Annotated in this window: 15 protein-coding genes; 13 read left to right on the top strand and 2 right to left on the bottom strand. The window is 58.1% G+C overall.

Annotated elements, in window-relative coordinates:
* Positions 1 to 64: 64 nt before the first annotated feature.
* A complete protein-coding gene (manA, locus tag ADB02_RS10970) occupies positions 65 to 1,267 on the top strand; it encodes a mannose-6-phosphate isomerase, class I (RefSeq protein ID WP_049172794.1) in 1,203 nt (400 codons plus the stop codon).
* Here the strand turns inward: manA and ADB02_RS10965 are convergent.
* A complete protein-coding gene (locus ADB02_RS10965; protein ID WP_049172796.1) occupies positions 1,264 to 2,022 on the bottom strand; it encodes a hypothetical protein in 759 nt (252 codons plus the stop codon). The two genes, manA and ADB02_RS10965, sit on opposite strands and share 4 nt — an antisense overlap.
* A 349-nt stretch (positions 2,023 to 2,371) precedes the next feature.
* Here ADB02_RS10965 and ADB02_RS10960 point away from each other — a divergent pair, with 349 nt between their 5' ends.
* From ADB02_RS10960 to secA, 9 genes are all read left to right on the top strand, one after another.
* Complete coding sequence (locus ADB02_RS10960; protein ID WP_049191146.1) at positions 2,372 to 2,746, top strand: DUF4259 domain-containing protein; 375 nt, start codon at positions 2,372 to 2,374, stop codon at positions 2,744 to 2,746.
* A 67-nt stretch (positions 2,747 to 2,813) separates the two neighbouring features.
* Positions 2,814 to 4,268 carry an adenosylhomocysteinase gene (gene ahcY, locus ADB02_RS10955; protein WP_049172800.1) on the top strand — a complete coding sequence of 485 codons (1,455 nt, stop codon included), beginning with the start codon at positions 2,814 to 2,816 and terminating at the stop codon, positions 4,266 to 4,268.
* Between the two features lie 45 nt (positions 4,269 to 4,313).
* Positions 4,314 to 4,943, top strand: a complete 630-nt coding sequence (locus tag ADB02_RS10950; protein WP_049172929.1) for a dTMP kinase — start codon at positions 4,314 to 4,316, stop codon at positions 4,941 to 4,943.
* A 54-nt stretch (positions 4,944 to 4,997) separates the two neighbouring features.
* Complete coding sequence (gene mtrA / locus ADB02_RS10945; protein WP_049191145.1) at positions 4,998 to 5,672, top strand: MtrAB system response regulator MtrA; 675 nt, start codon at positions 4,998 to 5,000, stop codon at positions 5,670 to 5,672.
* A gap of 78 nt (positions 5,673 to 5,750) precedes the next feature.
* Positions 5,751 to 7,424 carry an MtrAB system histidine kinase MtrB gene (gene mtrB, locus ADB02_RS10940; protein WP_049191142.1) on the top strand — a complete coding sequence of 558 codons (1,674 nt, stop codon included), beginning with the start codon at positions 5,751 to 5,753 and terminating at the stop codon, positions 7,422 to 7,424.
* On the top strand, positions 7,425 to 9,266 hold the full coding sequence (locus ADB02_RS10935; protein WP_049172806.1) for an LpqB family beta-propeller domain-containing protein: 1,842 nt from the start codon (positions 7,425 to 7,427) through the stop codon (positions 9,264 to 9,266).
* A 493-nt stretch (positions 9,267 to 9,759) separates the two neighbouring features.
* Entirely contained in the window at positions 9,760 to 10,017 is a 258-nt protein-coding gene (locus ADB02_RS11415) for a hypothetical protein (RefSeq protein WP_152682043.1), read from the top strand.
* A gap of 161 nt (positions 10,018 to 10,178) precedes the next feature.
* Positions 10,179 to 10,838, top strand: coding sequence for a ribosome hibernation-promoting factor, HPF/YfiA family (gene hpf / locus ADB02_RS10925; RefSeq protein WP_016422210.1), 660 nt, complete (start codon positions 10,179 to 10,181; stop codon positions 10,836 to 10,838).
* 161 nt (positions 10,839 to 10,999) lie between these two features.
* Positions 11,000 to 13,702, top strand: a complete 2,703-nt coding sequence (secA, locus tag ADB02_RS10920) for a preprotein translocase subunit SecA (RefSeq protein ID WP_016422211.1) — start codon at positions 11,000 to 11,002, stop codon at positions 13,700 to 13,702.
* Between the two features lie 3 nt (positions 13,703 to 13,705).
* Here secA and ADB02_RS10915 read toward each other — a convergent pair whose 3' ends face one another.
* Positions 13,706 to 14,329 (bottom strand): hypothetical protein, encoded by a 624-nt coding sequence (locus tag ADB02_RS10915; RefSeq protein ID WP_049191138.1) that lies wholly within the window; start codon positions 14,327 to 14,329, stop codon positions 13,706 to 13,708.
* Positions 14,330 to 14,567: 238 nt separating this feature from the next.
* On the opposite strand from ADB02_RS10915, the gene ADB02_RS10910 reads away from it, so the two are divergent.
* From ADB02_RS10910 to ADB02_RS10900, 3 genes are all read left to right on the top strand, one after another.
* Positions 14,568 to 15,029: an HAD-IA family hydrolase gene (locus ADB02_RS10910; protein WP_343217398.1), complete on the top strand. Its 462-nt coding sequence runs from the start codon at positions 14,568 to 14,570 to the stop codon at positions 15,027 to 15,029.
* Complete coding sequence (locus ADB02_RS10905) at positions 15,029 to 15,520, top strand: DUF6912 family protein (RefSeq protein WP_049191135.1); 492 nt, start codon at positions 15,029 to 15,031, stop codon at positions 15,518 to 15,520. Before ADB02_RS10910 ends, ADB02_RS10905 begins: the two co-directional genes overlap by 1 nt.
* A 329-nt stretch (positions 15,521 to 15,849) precedes the next feature.
* Positions 15,850 to 16,914, top strand: coding sequence for a flavin reductase family protein (locus ADB02_RS10900; protein WP_049191133.1), 1,065 nt, complete (start codon positions 15,850 to 15,852; stop codon positions 16,912 to 16,914).
* Positions 16,915 to 16,981 lie beyond the last annotated feature (67 nt).

Below are 16,981 nucleotides of genomic sequence, written 5' to 3'. Positions count from 1 at the left end.
TTTGGGCCTTCGGTGAGATTGGCGTGCTCGCGCCAGAAGTGACTATTAGAGGAGTGATACGGGCATGGAGCTGTTGGACCCCGTGCTGCAGTCGTACCCCTGGGGGTCTCGTACACATTTGGCGAGAATCACCGGTGCGGACGCTCCCACATCGAAGCCCTGGGCGGAACTGTGGTTTGGTGCGCATGCACTGGCATCGGCCACGGTGGCCGGCACGCCGCTGGATGAGCTCATTGCGCAGGATCCGGCAGCTGCGCTCGGATATGCAATTGACACCGACAACGGCAGGCTGCCGTTCCTGTTGAAGCTGCTCGCAGCCGATGAGCCGTTATCGCTGCAGGCACACCCCACCTTGGCAGAAGCTCAGGAGGGATTTGCACGCGAAAATGCGGAGGGCATTCCGGCCACTGCACATTTCCGAAATTACCGGGACAACAACCACAAGCCGGAACTTATTGTCGCCCTGACTACCTTCGACGCGTTGGCCGGATTCCGCCCGGTGGAGCGCACGAAGGAGTTGCTCGCGACGCTGGCGGTACCGGAGCTCGACCATTACATGGGACTGCTCGATGCCGCCGATGACGAGAGTGCTCTGCGGGCATTGTTTACAACGTGGTTGACGTTGCCCCAGGATGTCCTCGATGAGCTGGTCGAGGCCGTGGCTGCCAAGTGCGCGGATTACAGTGGCGATGACGAGGAGTTCTCGCGAGTAGCCGAGACCACTTGCGAATTGGCTCGAAAGTATCCGGGGGACCCGGGAGTCCTGGGGTCGATGCTGCTTAATCGCCTTCGCTTACAGCCGGGCGAAGCCATCTACCTTGGTGCTGGACAGCTGCATGCTTACCTCAATGGCATGGGCGTGGAAATCATGGCCAACTCCGACAACGTGCTGCGCGGAGGGCTGACCTCTAAGCACGTCGATGTCGTGGAGCTACTGCGCGTGCTCTCTTTCCGACCGCTGCCAGATCCGGTGCTGCAGTCGCGGCTGACCGATGATGGCTGGAATGACTATGACGCGCCGGTGCGCGAGTTTCGCCTTCGTTCGCGGGATCTGGAGCCGGGCGAACATGTTCTGCTCGACGAAGAATCCGCCACGGTTGTGTTGTCTACAGCGGGCACGGTGGCGTTGCGTCACGACGACTCCGTGGTTGAGGTTCCCAGCGGCCATGCGGCCTGGGTTCCGGCTGTCGACGCAGTCGATATTGAGCTGACTGCGCGCCAAGACGGGGCAACCGTCTTTGTCGCGACCGTCCCGCGGGTGGGTTAGTCCTCGTCGTTATCGAAGAGATTTCCCAGGAATCCGGAGTCCTTCGGCTTTTCCGGGATTGGGGAAATCTTGCTATTGCTAGCCCCATTGCCGCCAGTGGTGTCCTTCTCCGTCGAAGGGGTCTGGTCCTTCGGAGGTGTCGGCTCCTTCGGGGATGTCGGCTCCTTCGAAGGAGTCTTCTGAGGAGTCTCGGACGGAGTTGTGGTTTGCGTACCCGACTGGGACTGCGCCTGCGATGAAGGCGGCTTCGGCTCAGCTGCTGCACCACCATCGCCTTCCGGAAGACTGTCGTTCGGCTTTTCCGAGTTATCTTCCGGTAGCAGTGGCACCGGCTTGCTGGGCGTCGGCGAAGAAACGTCGTCAGAGGTGGGCTCTGTGGTCTCCGTGGTCGTCGGAGGTGTCGATGTCGTCGACGTCGGAGTTGTCGCACTTGAGCTTGTGGAAGTCGGGGGGATGTACGCCTGCGGTGGCAGGTACGGATCCTCAACGATCTCGGTGCTCGATGACGTGGTCGGACGAGATACTAGACTGTCGTTCGTCTCAGTCAGCGAGGAATCTGAATTCGGTTCAGTGGTCTGCTGCAGCTCGGCATCACTAGGAACTGGAGGCAGTGGAGCAGAGGTCTCCATTTCCGACTGAGAGCCGGCGTTTTCCGGATTTGCACCCTCGGCAGCACTGCTATCGGAGCAGCCAACGAGCGAAACGCTCAGGGGAAGGGCTGCGAGCAGAAGAGCTCCAAAGGCCTTCTTCACCATGGTAGGTACTCCTTTCGTGTCATGCGTGAAATCGCCCTGTAACGAAAAAGATAACAGTTACATTACGAGGTCTGGGAACTAACTTAACATGCCCGTTATCTTCTCTCTAGGGTGAAAATTGTGTTGAGGGGATTAAATAAGTCTCTCGCACTGTAAAAGTGGCGAAAAGTCGGGTAGAACTTCGGTAAGGCCACATGCGGTTTTCCGGCTAGCGGTACGTGCAGGCGACAGCTATTTGGTCGGCGGCCAGATTACCGTGGGCTCGTCGAAAAGCGCTCTTTGGAAAGCGCTCGTCGAAGACGAAAACTGGCAATTGGTTCGAAGCGCGAAAGGAGCGTGGCCACCTATCATGTCCATCTGGGAGACTGAGGTTTTTGGTAGCGATTCGGTCATTGAACTGTTCGATGAGGTTCAGGATCTCGACTCGCAGGATCGCGTTGGTGCATTGATTGATGCTGGCCGCATTGGGGTGGATTCCGAAAGTAGCGATGAGAAAGCATGCGCACTCGCGGCGGCTGTGATTATTGCAATTTGGAATGGTGCGCCATTTAGCGGCGGTGACATTGTGGAGGACTACAGCTTCATTCGGGAGGGAATCTCGGAGGCACACGGCAGCGAGGAGGATGCGTTGGCTATCGCCTCCGAGGTGTTCGATAGTCTTCTGGGGGAACTCAGTGAGTCTGACCAGGCGGCGCTGGAAAACTGCGTCGAAGCGGTAGAGTAATTCTCGCGTCCCCAGTAGTGATTCTTTAAGAAGAATCTCACGTCAAAGAATCTAGAGAAAGCGTTACATGTCCTCGAAGAACATTGATTTCAAGGTTGCAGACCTCTCCCTGGCTGAGGCCGGTCGTCACCAGATTCGTCTGGCTGAGCACGAGATGCCAGGCCTAATGGCGCTGCGCGAAGAGTACGCAGAGCAGCAGCCACTGGCCGGTGCCCGTATTTCCGGCTCCATTCACATGACGGTTCAAACCGCAGTGCTCATCGAGACCTTGACGGCGCTGGGCGCAGAGGTCCGCTGGGCCTCGTGCAACATCTTCTCCACTCAGGATGAGGCCGCTGCGGCTGTCGTCGTTGGGCGAAACGGCACTCCGGAGGATCCGCAGGGTGTTCCGGTTTTCGCTTGGAAGGGCGAGACGCTGGAGGAGTACTGGTGGTGCCTCGACCGCATCTTTGACTGGGGCGATGAAGATGCCAACATGATTCTGGACGACGGCGGCGACGCCACCATGGCTGTCATTAAGGGTATGGAATTCGAGGATGCTGGCCTGGTGCCGCCTGCAGAAGAGTCGGATTCGGACGAGTTTATTGCCTTCAAGGACATGCTTCGCGCCAGCTTGGAGAAGGATGCCGGCCGTTGGCACCGAATTGCAAAGTCGGTCAAGGGTGTCACAGAGGAGACCACCACTGGTGTCCACCGCCTCTACCACTTCGCAGAGCAGGGCGTGCTGCCATTCCCGGCCATGAACGTCAACGATGCCGTCACCAAGTCCAAGTTCGATAACAAGTACGGCACCCGCCACAGCCTTCTGGACGGCATTAACCGCGGTACCGACATGCTGGTTGGCGGCAAGAATGTGCTGGTTTGCGGTTACGGCGATGTGGGTAAGGGCTGCGCGGAGGCGCTGGCGGGGCAGGGCGCTCGCGTTCAGGTCACCGAGGCCGACCCGATTAACGCATTGCAGGCATTGATGGACGGTTTCGACGTCGTCGCTACTGAGAGCGTCATCGCAGATGTCGACATTGTCATCACCGCCACAGGCAACAAGGACGTCATTACTTTCGAGCACATGCAGCAGATGAAGAACCACGCGCTGCTGGGCAACATCGGCCACTTTGACAACGAGATTGACATGCACAGCCTGCACCACCGCGATGATGTCCGTCGTGTGGAGATCAAGCCGCAGGTCACCGAGTACATCTTCCCGCATGCAGACGGCGAGGAGCGCTCTCTGATTGTGCTTTCCGAGGGGCGTCTGCTCAACCTGGGCAATGCCACCGGACACCCGTCCTTCGTAATGTCGACCTCCTTCGCCGACCAGACAATCGCGCAGATTGAGCTCTACTGCAACGGTGATAAGTACGACAACACTGTCCACCGTCTGCCGAAGATTCTGGATGAGAAGGTCGCTCGCATTCACGTCGAGGCACTCGGCGGTGAGCTCACCCGACTGTCCAAGGAACAGGCCGAATACATCGGCGTTGACGTCGAGGGCCCGTATAAGCCAGAGCACTACCGCTACTAGTTCTAGCCAAGGCTAGGCCGTAGCCATGTGTGCGAGGAGAAGAACTTGATTATCGCAGTCGAAGGAATCGACGGTGCTGGCAAGAACACGCTTGTCACAGCTGTTACCAATCAACTCCGAAGTCAAGGACACTCCGTTTCTTCGATGACCTTTCCGGCGTACCGGCAGACAATCTTCGCTGATTTCGCCGATCAAGCCTTGCACGGTCAGCTCGGCGACACCGCGGACTCCGCTTGGGCAATGGCACTCCTGTTCGCTCTGGACCGCAAAGAACGTCGTGAAGCGATTGTTGATGCAGTGCGCGAGAACGATGTTCTGATTATCGATCGCTACGTCGCATCCAACGCGGCATACTCCCTGGCGCGCACACAGGATCCGGCGATCGTCGGGTGGATTGAGAAGACCGAATTCGGAGATTTCCAACTTCCGCTTCCCGACGTTCAGGTCTGTCTGGCCACGTCGGTGGGAGTGGCAGCCGACCGCGCACGCAAGCGGGAAGCCTCTGATGTGCAGCGAACGAGGGATGCCTACGAAAAGGACTCGGGTTTGCAGGAGCGCACACTAGCGGCGTACCAGAAGTTCGCGGAAGGCTCGTGGCAGTCACCATGGCTGATGCTTACGGGGGACGATGGGGCGGACCGCCTTGTGGAATGGATCAGTGCACGCCTGCGCTAGCCACCTCAACGGGAAACTACAGAACTAGATAGCTTTACGTTTAGAATATGACGCATGAGCTCAAAAATCCTGGTTGTTGATGATGATCCGGCCATCGCCGAAATACTCACGATGGTGATGGAGCGCGAGGGCTTCGACACAGTAGTAGTCGACGATGGCCTCGAAGCTGTCAAGGCAGCAGAGCGGGAGAACCCAGATTTGATTCTGCTGGATCTCATGTTGCCGGGCATGAGTGGTGTCGATGTCTGTCGCACTGTGCGAGAGACATCGGCGGTGCCGATCATCATGTTGACTGCGAAGACCGACACGGTCGATGTGGTCCTCGGCCTGGAATCCGGTGCGGATGACTATGTCACAAAGCCCTTTAAGCCGAAGGAACTCGTGGCGCGCGTGCGCGCTCGGCTGCGTCGTCAAGACGACAGCCCGAGTGAGACTCTCGAGGTCGGCGACTTGACCATCGACGTGCCCGGTCACGCCGTGTTCCGTGATGGCAAGGAGATTTCTCTGACCCCGTTGGAGTTTGACCTATTGCACACTCTTGCATCCCGTCCGAAGCAGGTCTTTTCCCGTGATGAGTTGTTGGAAAAGGTCTGGGGATATCAGCACACCTCGGATACTCGTCTGGTCAACGTTCACGTTCAGCGTCTGCGCTCGAAGATTGAACTGGATCCGGAAAACCCCCAAATTGTGCTGACCGTCCGCGGTGTCGGGTACAAGACGGGTGACTAAACAAGGCCAGTCAGCTTTAGTGGGAGCCGATTCTTGCGTCGATTAATAACGAAGCTTCGAGACTTCACCAATAGGGGAGTGACCTGGGCGGTTACGCTCTGGCGCACGTCTATCCAAGCGCGCATTCTGACCTCTGTGGTGGTACTGAGCGCGATGGTGATTGCGGTACTCGGTTTCGCGCTGGCGACTATTGTTACCCAGCGGCTTATCGACGCAAAGGTTACCGCTGCCGACGAGGAAATTGACCGTGCTCGCGCAGTGGTGGAGCGGGCGATTGAGAACTCTTCGTCCAACGAGCTGCAAGCTCTGCTCAACGTGGGGCGCGATGCCCTTGTGAACCGTGCAGCCGGTTCCGGTGCTGCACCATTGACAAGTTATGAACCACTGCTCGTGGCGCCGGTGCCGCGAGGCACGGTGTTGGCTTCATCGCCGATTAAGGCTGATGTCCCAGAACGATTGCATGAAGTAGTCCGACAAGGGCAAATTGCGTATCAGGTACGCCAAGTCACTGATAACCGCGGCGATACGTACTCGGCGTTAATTATCGGTAGCCCCACTTCTACTTCGGTTGATGGGCTCGAGCTCTATCTGGTCACCTCTATGGCCGCAGAGGAATCGACTATTAAGTTGGTTCGTGGTCTGCTCGCCGGTGCGACAGTAATCATCATGGCGCTTCTCGGCGGTATTACTTGGTTCTTCTCCAATCAGGTGACGACACCAGTGCGTTCCGCCGCCCAGATTGCCCAGCGCTTTGCCGACGGCCACTTGCGCGAACGCATGGTCGTGCAGGGTGAAGATGACATGGCGCGACTGGCCATGAGCTTTAACAAGATGGCCGAATCGCTGTCGACGCAGATTAGACAGCTGGAGGAATACGGCAGTCTGCAGCGACAGTTCACCTCCGATGTTTCGCATGAGTTGAGGACACCTCTGACCACGGTGCGTATGGCCGCCGATCTTATTGCGGACGGCGCTGAGGACCTCGATCCGGCGACTCGCCGCGCAGCTGAGCTGATGAATGAGGAGCTTGAGCGTTTTGAGATGCTTCTCAATGACCTGCTTGAGATCTCACGCCACGATGCCGGCGTTGCTGACCTGTCTGCAGAAAAGGTCGATGTCCGTCGCTGTGTGGATGCTGCCTATCAGCAGGTAACAGTCGTGGCTAAGGAGACCGGTACGCCCATCCGCTTCCACCTGCCCGATGAACCGGTAATGGCAACAGTCGACTCGCGTCGTATCGAGCGCGTGCTACGCAATCTTATGGCCAACGCTGTTGACCACAGTGAGGGCAATCCGGTGGATGTCACAGTGCGGGCGAGCGATTCCGCGGTTTCGTTTACGGTCGTTGACCACGGTGTGGGGCTAAAGCCGGAGCAGCAGGAACTGGTGTTTAACCGTTTCTGGCGTGCTGACCCCTCGCGTGTCCGACGCACCGGCGGTACCGGACTTGGCTTGGCGATCGCGCGTGAGGACGCACAATTGCACGGTGGGGAGCTGGAGGCATTTGGCGTGCCGACGGTCGGTAGCTGTTTCCGTCTGACTGTGCCACTGGAGCCCGATGCGAGCTTCGGTGAGCATCCGCTCGGACTGGAAGTTCCCCCGCTGCCTGATCAGATTCCGCACCAGCAGGAAATTGGTGCACGGGAGTTGGAATCGGAATCGAATGCACCGCAAGCCAAGAGCCAGGATCAGGGTAAGGGGCAGAGGGCTAGCGATAGCGAATCCCAACAGGCACGAGAGGAGGATAGTTAAATGACGGCGCAGCAACAGTCGAAGGCTCGTCGCGTCCTGCGTAAGACAGTGGCGCTTAGCTCGGTGATCATTTTGGGCACGGCCGCAGGATGTACCACCATTCCGCGGAACACCAGCCCCCAGGTGCTGCGTCCGTTTGAGCCGCCCCAAGTTCGTATTGAAGTTCCGCAGCCACGTCCGAATGTCAATGCAGACATTGTCCTGCGCGACTTTTTCGCCGCGGCCGCGCATCCGGTTGATGATTTTCAAGCTATGCGCGCCTTTATGACCCCGGAACTTGCGGCCAGTTGGAAACCGCAGGATAGTGCCCGCATTCTCGACGGTGTCAACCTCATCGCCCAGAGGGATGAAGGAGGATCGCGACAGTCCTTCGTTGCCCGAGGTCGCAGCGTTGGTCAATTCGGTACTGATGGTGCGTATGAGCCCCAGTCCGGTGACTATGAGGAAACCGTGGAGATGAAGCTCGGTTCGGATGGGCAGTGGCGCATTTCCTCGCTGCCCGACGGTGTTGTCATGGAGCGTCAGGCATTCCTGGAAAACAATGTGCCTCGCAATGTCTATTTCCTCGACCCGGCGGGTAATCATTTGGTCACAGATCGCCGTTGGCTCTATCGTGGCGTCACCGATGGCGCGACCAATCTGTTGACGAAGCTGAAGAACGGCCCATCAGCACCACTGCGACCGGGCGTCACCACCGTGCTCAAGCCCAATGCCTCGATTGCGGTGGAAGCAGGACCTGTGTCCAACGCGGACGGTCGCAGGGTCGAAATCACCGGGTTGGGTGATGTTTCCGAGGAACTGCGTGTCATGCTCGCGGCGCAGATTATCTGGACTCTCGACTCGGCAGATTTCCGTGGTCCGTGGATCCTCATGGCCGACGGCGAACCACTGGTTGCCAGCCACGACGAGCCGTGGACGAAGGACACTGACGCAATCCAGCTCTACGACCCGAATCATCTACCGGCTGATAACGCACCGTTGCGGACGGTCGACCGCAGCGGTATCTACGAGATTGCTGACGGCCACGCTACACCTGTGGGACGCGGCTGGACCGCCAGCGGCAGCACTGCGGTGTTTTCCGCGGCAGTGGGCACCAACCCCAATGGCAGCGAGCTTATTGCCGCCGTGTTCCGTTCGGCCGTGGATGGTCGTGCCGGTTCGTACGACCTCGGGGAGTCCACATTGATGCTGGGCGGAATACAAGATCAGCCGGTTCCTGTGCTGACTGGCGAGAGCCTCACCCGTCCGACATGGTCTCCAGATGCCGAGGCGGTCTGGACGGTGAAGGACGGTACAACCGTCGTACGTCTGGTTCGGCAGTCGACGTCGTCCCGGATTCAGCAGGAGGAGGTTGATACCTCTGAGCTCAGCCACCTTCTTGACGGCGGCGAAGGAACGGGGCGCCCGAGCGCCGGCATTTCTGAATTCCGCGTCGATTCTTCAGGCACGCAGGTAGCGATGATTATCGCTGGTGAAGTCTATATCGCCACCATCGAAAGGCATGACGATAAACCGTGGAAGTTGACGCACCCGCGTGCTCTGCCGCTCCCTGAAAACGTTTCCCCGGTGTCGCTGACGTGGTCGCCGAATCAAACGGTCACGGTGGGCGGTTACAGCGGAGACACCCCGATGTGGAGTGCCTTCCCGGACGGTGCGACCAGCTCCGTTCTGCCGAAGCTCAACCTGACACCGCCAATTCCTGTAGTTACCGCGACCTCGTCGAAGCGTTACGCATTGGATGCCACCGGTGTCATGGAGCTGATCTCCAGCGAGGGGCAGCAGCAGTTCTGGCGCCAGGTTCCGGGTGCGCGTGGTCGAATGGCTCCGGTGTCTGTGGAATAAGTGCAAATCGGGGAGGGGATCAATGGCGCAGGGGAGGTCATCGCAGGAATTACTGCGCGCGCTTTACGACGTCACCCGCGATGCAATCGGCCTCGTGATACCGGAAACCTGTCCGGTGTGCGGCTGCTCCGGGGCGCTGTGTCGCGATTGCAAGGACGATCTTCAGCAACCTCCAGTGCGGTTTTCACCGCGGGCTGCGTTACGCGCAGCAGCGTGGACCTGCGGTCCGTACTCCGGTGCGAGGAGACATCTCATTTTGTCGGCCAAAGAACGGGGCAGTGGTGAAGCCAGACGAATCATGGGGGCCGTGTTCGCCGCTGCGGTACGAAGGCTGGCCTCTGACGGCCATATAATGCCCCCGGAAATTACCCCCGTCATTTTGATTCCCGCGCCGACAAGATTGTCATCCCGTCGACAACGGGGTGGGGATCCGGTAACAATTGCCTGCGACTTTGCTTGCAGTCAGCTCCCCTCCAGTTCGGTATTGCCCCTGGTGCGCATTGGCGGGCGCACGCGGGATTCCGCGGAGCTGGGGGCTTCTCAACGCAGGCGAAATCTTTCTGGCCACATTGTGCCGCTGGCGCAATTCAAGCACGGAATTAGCGACAAGCTGCGACAACGCTGTGCGCAGGCGACAGTAATTCTGGTTGATGATGTGGCCACCACTGGTGCCACTGCAGCGGAAACCGAGTTGGTGGCAGCGTCATTGGGGATTCGCATCGATATGGTGTTGGTGCTCGCCCGGGCGTAGACGCAGGGGTGTCGTCGGCAAGCGAAAAATAAACGAGGGGAACGTGGCATTGGTTACCCCCGGAACTGTATCCTGGGGGTGCAGAAAGACTCGTCACCGTAGACGCCGTGAGTAATCCCGCTCACGGAAGGGCGGTGGCCATACCGGGAGGTAGGTAGCAAGTGTCCACACCTGCTGACAACAACGAGGTACTCAGCCCGAACGCTCAGGTGACCATCACCGGGCGCAATGTTGAGGTTCCAGAGCACTTCGCAGATCGTGTTAAGGCGAAGCTGGCGAAGATTGAGCGCCTCGACCCGACTTTGACCTTCTTCCACGTGGAGCTCCAGCACGAGCCGAATCCGCGCCGTGCAGACCGCTCTGACCGTATTCAGATCACCGCTACTGGCAAGGGACACCTGGCTCGTGCGGAAGCGAAGGAAGATAGCTTCTACGCTGCACTGGAGTCTGCTCTGGGCAAGATGGAGCGCTCCCTGCGTAAGGTGAAGGCTCGCCGCAAGATTAGCCGTTCTGGCCACCGTGCACCGATGTCCGTCGGCGAGGCAACTGCTTCGCTGGTTGCAGAGGCTGAGGCAGCGGCTCCGGAAAAGGCTGATCCGTACGAGGATCTGGTTGAGGACGTGACCCCGGGCCAGGTTGTGCGTACCAAGCAGCACTCCGCAACTCCGATGACGGTGGAAGATGCTCTGTCTGAGATGGAGCTCGTCGGTCACGACTTCTACCTCTTCGTTAACGAGGCAACCTCTCGTCCGTCCGTGGTCTACCGTCGTCACGCATACGACTACGGTCTGATTGAGCTGGCAGACGAAGACGAGAAGTAAGTCTTCACCAAAAAGAGCACGCAATACCGCGCAGAGCTGTGTATTGGTAAGTAATTGCTCACATGAGCCCGTCTTCTCTTAGAAGGGAAGGCGGGTTCGTCGTATAATCAACCGTTGCACATTAAAGTTCGACGTGAATCGGCCGGAAAGGTCCCAATTTAGTGTTTTCGCTCAGCAAGTTGCTCCGCATTGGTGAAGGCCGCGCTGTCAAGAGGCTTGGCAATATTGCAGATCAGGTCATCGCCAAGGAAGACGAGTACGCAGCTCTTTCAGACGATGAACTCCGTGCCAAGACCGAGGAGTTTAAGAAGCAGCTGGCTGACGGTGCCGATGTAGACGATTTGCTGCTGGATGCTTTCGCCACGGCGCGCGAGGCATCCTGGCGCGTGCTGGGGCAGAAGCACTACCGCGTCCAGGTTATGGGCGGTGCGGCACTGCACTTCGGCAACGTTGCCGAGATGGGGACTGGTGAAGGTAAGACCCTGACCTGTGTGCTGCCCGCATACCTCAATGCGTTGGCAGGCAAGGGTGTTCATGTCGTTACGGTTAATGACTACCTGGCTAAGCGTGACGCGGAGTGGATGGGTCGAGTCCACCGCTTCCTGGGGCTTGAGACTTCCGTGATTCTCTCTGAGCTCAGTCCGGACCAGCGTCGCAAGGCCTATGCTGCCGACATCACCTACGGCACGAACAACGAGTTCGGCTTTGACTACCTGCGCGATAACATGGCGCATTCGCTCGACGATTTGGTGCAGCGTGGGCACCACTTCGCCATCGTCGATGAGGTTGACTCGATTCTGATTGACGAGGCCCGTACCCCATTAATTATTTCCGGTCCGGCAGATGGCGATCCGCACTGGTACCTGGCGTTCTCCAAGATCGTGCCGCGTATGAAGCGCGATATTCACTACGAAGTCGATGAGCGTAAGCGCACCATCGGTATTCGTGAAGAGGGTGTTGAATTCGTTGAGGATCAGCTGGGCATTGCCAACCTGTATGCTCCGGAAAACTCTTCGCTGGTCAGTTACCTGAACAATGCCCTGAAGGCCAAGGAACTGTTCACCCGCGACAAGGATTACATTATTCGTAATGGTGAGATCCTCATTGTCGATGAGTTCACCGGTCGTGTGCTGGCAGGCCGTCGCTATAACGAGGGCATGCACCAGGCAATTGAGGCCAAGGAAGGGGTGGAGATTAAAAACGAGAACCAGACGCTGGCAACCGTTACGCTCCAAAACTACTTCCGCCTCTACGACAAGCTGTCCGGTATGACCGGTACGGCTGAGACCGAAGCGGCTGAGCTGCACCAGATTTACAAGCTGAACGTCATGGCGATCCCGCCGAATCGCCCGAAGCAGCGTGAGGATCTGCCCGACCTGATTTACAAGACGCAGGAGGCAAAGTTCGCCGCTGTTGTCGAGGACATCCGCGAATGCCATGAAAAGGGCCAGCCAGTTCTCGTTGGCACGACGTCAGTCGAGAAATCCGAGTACCTTTCCAAGCTCCTGCAGCGCGAAGGTATTCCTCACTCTGTGCTGAACGCTAAGCACCACGAGAAGGAAGCTGAGATTGTCGCAGTGGCGGGTCGGCTCGGAGGCGTTACCGTGGCAACTAACATGGCCGGTCGTGGTACTGACATTGTGCTGGGCGGTAACCCGGACATCATCGCTGACCTGAATCTGCGCTCTCGTGGTTTGGACCCGGTGGAAACTCCGGAAGAGTACGAAGAGGCGTGGGACGCTGAGATTGAGCGTGTTCGTCAGCAGTCGAAGGAAGAAGCTGACAAGGTACGTGAGGCCGGTGGCCTCTACGTCCTGGGCACTGAGCGCCATGAGTCGCGCCGCATTGACAACCAGTTGCGTGGTCGTACCGGTCGTCAGGGTGACCCGGGTGTTACCCGCTTCTACCTGTCCATGCGCGATGATCTCATGGTTCGCTTCAACGGTCAGCGCATGGAAGCGCTGATGAACACTCTGAATGTTCCGGATGACGTTCCTATCGACTCCAAGGTTGTCTCCAACTCCATTAAGAGCGTCCAGGCTCAGGTGGAAAGCCAGAACTTCGAAATCCGTAAGAATGTTCTGAAGTATGACGAGGTTATGAACCAGCAGCGTAAGGTCATCTACGCTGAGCGCCGTCGCATCCTCGAAGGTGAGGATTTGAAGACTCAGGTCCGTGACATGCAGGATGACGTAGTCGATGCGTATGTCAACGGTGCCACCGCTGACGGTTACGTGGAGGATTGGGACCTCGACGAGCTGTGGAATGCCCTTGAGCAGCTCTATAGCCCGACGTTTACCGCGCAAGAGCTCATTGATGGCTCTGACTTCGGTACTCCGGGTGACCTCTCGGCCGATGAGCTGTCCAAGGCTCTGCACGCGGACATCTCGGCCAGCTACGACCAGCTTGAGGATGCGGTCTCCGCAATTGGCGGCGACGACCAGATGCGCAACATCGAGCGCTTCACCATCCTGAACGTCATGGACCAGAAGTGGCGCGAGCACCTCTACGAGATGGACTATCTCAAGGAGGGCATTGGCTTGCGCGCCATGGCCCAGGCTGACCCGCTGGTGGAGTACCAGCGTGAGGGCTACGACATGTTCACCGCGATGATGGACGGCATCAAGGAAGAATCGGTTCGTCAGCTGTTCCTAATCCGTAAGCAGGTTATGCCCGCAGTGGAAAACACTGAGGGACAGGAAAACCAGGCTCCAGCTCTGCCGACGGAAGCTGCTGAGCAAAATCAGCAGATGACCTACTCCGGTCCCAGCGAGGACGGCAGTGCAGAGCAGCAGCGCGTGGATCAAGAGTCTGAGGGCAACCGAGCACAGCGTCGGAAGGCGGCTCGCAAGCGCCGTCGCTAAGCACTAAAGCACACGAAACGCGGTCATGGTCCATGGCCGCGTTTTTGCTGTTCCGCGGCGGAACGTGCCAGTGAACGCGCGAACCTTCGGACCGACACGGCAACTACCCAGGAACTCGACCTTTTTGCCGTCCGCGGAAGCGCTGGCGTGGAAGGATTGCAACGCGACACCCTTGAGGCTGGTGTTCTTCGACAGCGTGAGTATCGCAGCGTGAATAATCGGGTCGATATTGATGCGACGCAAATCGTTGACTCGCCTGCGACCCGCGATGATGTCGAAGACGCGGCGAGTAATCGTGCCAAGCTCCTGTCTCAGATTCTGCTCACAGTGCTGGACAACGTGCGGTGTTTGCGGCGTCTTTTTCGCAGCAGGAGTGGCCGCGACGGGCGGTAATGCCGTCATGACAGCGGCTCCGGTGGCAGCCGAGCATCCGCTGTAGGTCGGTGCCACTTTTGCGGTTTGAGAGGCGGCGGCATTAGCTGACTGGCCGAGTTGAATTGTGTGGAGAAGCGAAAAGCCCGTTGCCGGTTCAATGGATTCCCTGCCACTGGAGCGGTGCTCAGCGGCGTGCGACAGCGCGTAGGGCATCGGTGTCTGAGATTTTGGTACGTGAGACGTTGGTGCCATGGATTAATCCCCCTAAAAACGCTCCATTGGCAAGTTCCCCCTTGCTGAAGACCATTGTCCTACAAGTGCTTTAAGTGTGCAGCTTGTGAAGGGGAATTCACGGCCGGCGTGGGGGGGATTGGGGAGAAGGCGCAGTCGCGAAATGGGCTGAGTGTTTCGCTGTTAATGTTCCTATCGGTTTCCGTCAAGGCCGTTCTGGTCGTCTATAAATGGGCGTAACGAACAGCCAATTAACACGCTGAACTGGAAAAAAAGGCAAACGTGCAGGTCATGCGATAAACTACAGGTCATGCGCGGAATGATTATCGATTACTGTGGTGTCCTTGACGGCACGGATGAAGACCAGGCACGTTGGCGTAATTTGCTGGTAGAGGCGCGTGCAAATGGTGTTGGCCTGGCAGTCCTGTCGAATGACCCAGGTGGCCCATCGGCGGATCCGATTCGCAAGCTCGAAGATGAGGGCCTGGTAGACGCAGTTGTGCTCTCTGGTGAAATTGGCCATGAGAAGCCTTCGGCAGAGGCTTTTAATGCAGCCGCTGCGGCTATTGAACTGCCGGCACGGGACTGCGTGCTGGTAGATGATTCGATTGAGAACATCCATGCGGCCGTCTCTAACGGCATGGTGGGAGTCTTCTATCAGCAGTTCGACCGCGCAGTGGTCGAGATTGCCGGTCTACTGGGTCTCGAGGGCGAGTTCTAATGCGCGTCTATATCCCAGCGACTTTCTCCATGCTTGAGGCGCTTAAGGAGGATGAGCTCTTCCACGCCCGCGGTGGTTGGGGCTTTGCTGTCACTGAAGCGCTGCGCGATTTCTATACTGAGGGCGATGATGAGGAACTGGCAGACGTAGCCTTTGATGAGGCTGCGCGTGCGTCGCTCCGTCTGCTCGATGCCGCAGAAGAGAAGTTCCCGCACCGTCGAGTGGTCATTTCCGTTGATGTGGAGGCGGAGCCGCAGTCGGATATGGGAGATGCCGTGGTTAAGGTCGGCGGCCCAATTTCGCTTGCCGACGTTGCAGCGCTCCACATTGATGTGGAAGAGGCGGAAAGCAAGGTTGAGGCTGCGATTGATGCCGTCGATAAGGCAGATCTCGGTGACGAGGATGCGGAGCTCACTGTCGGCGATGCGCTGGAGATCCCGCTGGCGTGGTACGACGTAGCTGAGCTCGGCATGGTGGTCGACTTCCTGTAGTAGCGCGTGCTTGGCGTTGATGAAGGGGACTGGGTTTAGGAACCCAGCCCCTTTTTTGTATGGCACAAGTGTTTTCGGCGGGGGTATAAAAGGCGGGATTGTTTTGTGTAGATAAGCTCCATGTCAAAGGGGGTGTTTCGCACGAGGGTGGGGGTAATGACAATTTCGCTATTTGTGTCAAAATCATTTGTTTCTCTTGACCAATAACTTACCGCTCCGTAGTCTACGTCTAAGTAACCTACGGACACGTAATAATGAATCGGGTGGGGCATGCCTACTGATGAACAGCGTTATTACTTGTTCGCCCGTGACAGTCAGGAGGGCCAAAAATGGGGCTTAAGACCAAAGTTTCCCGGGTATTCAAGCATTTATCCACGCCACTTTTGCCCGATGATTACACGCATTTGCTAAATCCGCTGTGGTCAAGTCGCGAGCTGCGCGGTCAGATTGAGGCCATTAATCCCACATCTCCTACTTCAGCAGAGTTGATAATCCGTCCGGGTTGGGGGATGCCAACAGACTTCAAGCCAGGCCAGTTCATCGGACTTGGCGTAGAGGTCAAGGGGAAATACCTGTGGCGTTCCTACTCGCTGACAAATGCGCCGCGGCCTCATGACGGGCTGCTGACTATCAACATCCGTGCGCTCAACGACGGCTACGTGTCCCAACACCTCGTCGCCAATGTCAAGCCGGGTACTGTCGTCCGCCTGGCTGCCCCGGCTGGGGATTTCCATCTTCCGGAGCCGCTCCCAGCCCGCATTGCGTTTGTTACCGCAGGCTCCGGCGTCACTCCGGTGATTTCGATGCTGCGTGATCTTTCAGCTCGCAATGCCTCGGTGGAAGTCGAGCACATTCACTCCTACCGCGGCGAGGCAGAAGCTGTGTTTGTCAACGAACTTCGCGAGCTGGAACAGCGCAGCGCTACTAGCGCGTTGAAGTATCACCTGCATGCCCGGAATACCGAGACGCAGCCGCGGATTGACGCTGCGGCGGTTACCGACATCATTGCTGACTTTGGAGCGCTGGCATCGTCGGCAAGCGCCTATTCCTGTGGTCCGGTTGAACTGTTGAAGAACCTTGAGTCGGAGTTTCCCGGGCTGCGGACGGAACGTTTCACCGTTGACCGCTCGGCGGCGGGGGAGGTCGGCGGCACGGTGAGTTTCGGCAGCCGAGGCGATATCGACGTAGACGGTGCAACGACCATCCTGGAGGCGGCCGAGAGCGTCGGGGTTGACCTGCCGTACGGCTGTCGGATGGGAATTTGTGCGACGTGCGTGCAGCAACTCTCCGACGGCGCAGCGCGGGACATCCGCACCGGGGCGACGTTTGTGGCGGGCGAGCGGGTCCGAACGTGCGTCTGTGCGCCGGCGGGGCACGCGCGTATCGAACTGTAAGTTCGCCCCACATCTATCTCAACCTGCATTAACCAGGAGAAACTACCTAAAGGAGTTGGGACCCTTC

Source organism: Corynebacterium sp. 212_CJEI (assembly GCF_001055915.1).
In the GTDB taxonomy this organism is placed as follows: Bacteria; Actinomycetota; Actinomycetes; order Mycobacteriales; family Mycobacteriaceae; genus Corynebacterium; species Corynebacterium jeikeium_D.
Note: the sequence above shows the minus strand (reverse complement) of the source record. Positions and strands in the feature narration are given on the sequence as shown.